The organism is Bifidobacterium sp. UBA6881 (assembly GCA_002451435.1).
Lineage (GTDB): Bacteria > Actinomycetota > Actinomycetes > Actinomycetales > Bifidobacteriaceae > Bifidobacterium.
In genome coordinates this window covers 1-2,335 of sequence record DKCF01000098.1, presented here as the reverse complement: position 1 = coordinate 2,335, position 2,335 = coordinate 1, and the positions used below count along the sequence as shown (strand labels likewise).

The following is a 2,335-nucleotide window of genomic DNA, read 5'->3' as shown; positions in this document are numbered from 1 at the left end:
CGGTCCCCAGGGCGGTCCTCTGGGCCAGTCCTAGGGGCCGCCCCTGAGGGCCGCTCTTCGTCGAGAATCAGTCTTCAACCACCGTCAGCACATGCGCCACGTCGGCCCACGGAGCCAGCGAGACGAAGTTGTCCGCGCCCCATTCGAAGTCGTGGCCGGTGAGCTCGTCATGCACCTTGAGCGGCTTGTCGGGATCGAATCCGAATTCCTTCAAGTCAATATGCACGATGGACTGATGCGCGTCGTGGCCGTCGAGGTTCACCGCCACGATCACCGTGTCCGCCTTGCCGGTGCCGGTCAGCTCGGCCGGGGTCTGCCGCAGGAACGCGACGATGTTCTCGTCATCGCTTTCCAGGATGTGCAGGTTGTGGTAGCTGCGGCATGCCGGATGCTCCGCGCGGATTCGGTTCAGCGAGGTGAGCAGTTCGGCGATGCCGTATTTGCCGGCTTTGCTCCAATCGCGCACCTTGATCTCGTACTTCTCGTTGTCGATCTGTTCCTCGAATCCGGGGCGCTGACGGTTCTCGATGAGCTCGTAGCCGTTGTAGATGCCCCAGCTCGGGGAACCCATCGCGGCGAGCACGGCGCGCACCGCATGGCCGGCGATGCCGTTGTCGCGCAGATAGGCGGTGAGGATGTCCGGCGTGGTGGGCCAGAACGTGTTGTGCTGGTAGAAGCCGTGCTCGCCGTTGGTCTCCGGCAGGTATTCCTCCAGCTCCTCTTTGGTGTTGCGCCACGGGAAGTAGCAGTGCGACTGCGTGAAACCGGCGTAGCTCAGCGCGCGCATCATCGCCGGGCGGGTGAACGCCTCGGCCAGGAACAGCGTCTCGGGGTGCTTGCGCGTCACGGCGGCGATCACATCCTGCCAGAAGCGCACCGGCTTGGTATGCGGATTGTCCACGCGGAAAATCGTCACGCCGGCCTTGATCCACAGATCCATGATGCGTTCGACTTCCTTCTCGATGCCCTCCATGTCGGCGTTGAAGTCGATCGGATAGATGTCCTGGTATTTCTTCGGCGGATTCTCGGCGAACGCGATCGTGCCGTCCGGCTTCGTGCGGAACCAGTTCGGATGCTGCTTCACCCACGGATGGTCGGGGGAGCATTGCAATGCGAAGTCGAGCGCGATCTCCAGGCCGAGCTCGTGCGCGCGCTCGCAGAACATCTTGAAATCGTCCATCGTGCCGAGCAGCGGGTCGACGGTGTCGTGCCCGCCGAGTTCGGATCCGATGCCGAATGGCGAGCCGGGGTCGTCAGGTCCCGCGACCAGCGAGTTGTTGCGGCCCTTGCGGTTGGTCACGCCGATGGGGAAGATCGGCGGCAGATAGACGATGTCGAATCCTTCGGCGGCCGCGCGCTCCAGGCCGGCAAGCGATGTCTTGAGATCGCCGGGGACGATCTTGCCCTTGTCGTCGTAGTGGGCGCCCTCCGAACGCGGGAAGAACTGGTACCATGCGGCGAAGCTCGACTTCGGACGCTCCACGCGGAAACGCTGCGGGTTCGATTCGCTCAATCCGTCGCGCAACGGATGCTCCTCGTGCAGACGCTGGATCTCGTCGGCGGTGGCCGCCGCAAGGCGGTCTTCCGGAGCCAGCGATTTGTCGGCCATCGTCTTCGCGGCCTTGCGCAGGATCTTCTTGTCGTCGGCGGACAGCTTGGAATCGTGCGCGCCGGCCCAGCGTGCGAGCAATTGGGAGCCGGATTCCAACGCGTTCTCCACGTCGTCGTTCACCTTGACCTTGATGGCGGCGTCATGCAGCCATGATGCGTAGGTGTCTTCCCAGCCTTCGATGACGATGTGCCATTCGCCCAGCTGCCGCTTGACCTTCGCGTAGTCGGCGTCCCATGGCTTCAGATCGCTGTGCTCGCCGATGCGGACCATCGCTTCCCAACGGTCGAGTCCGGGATTCGTGCAGGTCATCGCGACGCGTTCGACCTCATGCCCGCGCGGATTGCGCACCGACACGGTGGCGCCCGCCTTGGTGCGGCCCTCGATGAACACCTGCGCGGTGACGGGGAATGGTTCGCCGAGTTCCACGCGTGCCGGGAACAACCCGTTCTCGGCGGTGGGCGTGATGTCCATGATGTTGATGCGGCCGAACTGGTCGGATGATGCGCGTTCGATGACCGGTGCCGGCGCCTCGCCGACGATGTGCGCCGTCGTCGCCTTCGGCTTGGCGCTGGTGCGCTTGCGGGTGGTCTTTTTCGCAGATGCCTTCTTCACAGACGACTTCTTTGTTGTGCTGTTGCGCTTTGCCGCGCTCTTTTCTTCTTCTGCCATATTGCCGATTATAGAGGTAGGAAAGACCGGAATTCCGCTATTTTCCGCCGTTTT

The 2,335-nt window shown here is 63.3% G+C and carries 1 protein-coding gene; it reads right to left on the bottom strand.

Going from position 1 to position 2,335, the window contains the following annotated elements:
* Positions 1-67: 67 nt before the first annotated feature.
* The gene (locus B3C64_RS07610) at positions 68-2,281 is read right to left on the bottom strand and encodes an alpha-1,4-glucan--maltose-1-phosphate maltosyltransferase (RefSeq protein ID WP_291534873.1); all 2,214 of its coding nucleotides are present in this window, start codon (positions 2,279-2,281) and stop codon (positions 68-70) included.
* Positions 2,282-2,335: the final 54 nt, after the last annotated feature.

Coding starts and splice junctions, on each gene's coding strand:
- B3C64_RS07610 (WP_291534873.1), bottom strand. CDS start 2,281: ATGGCAGAAGAAGAAAAGAGCGCGGCAAAGCGCAACAGCACAACAAAG.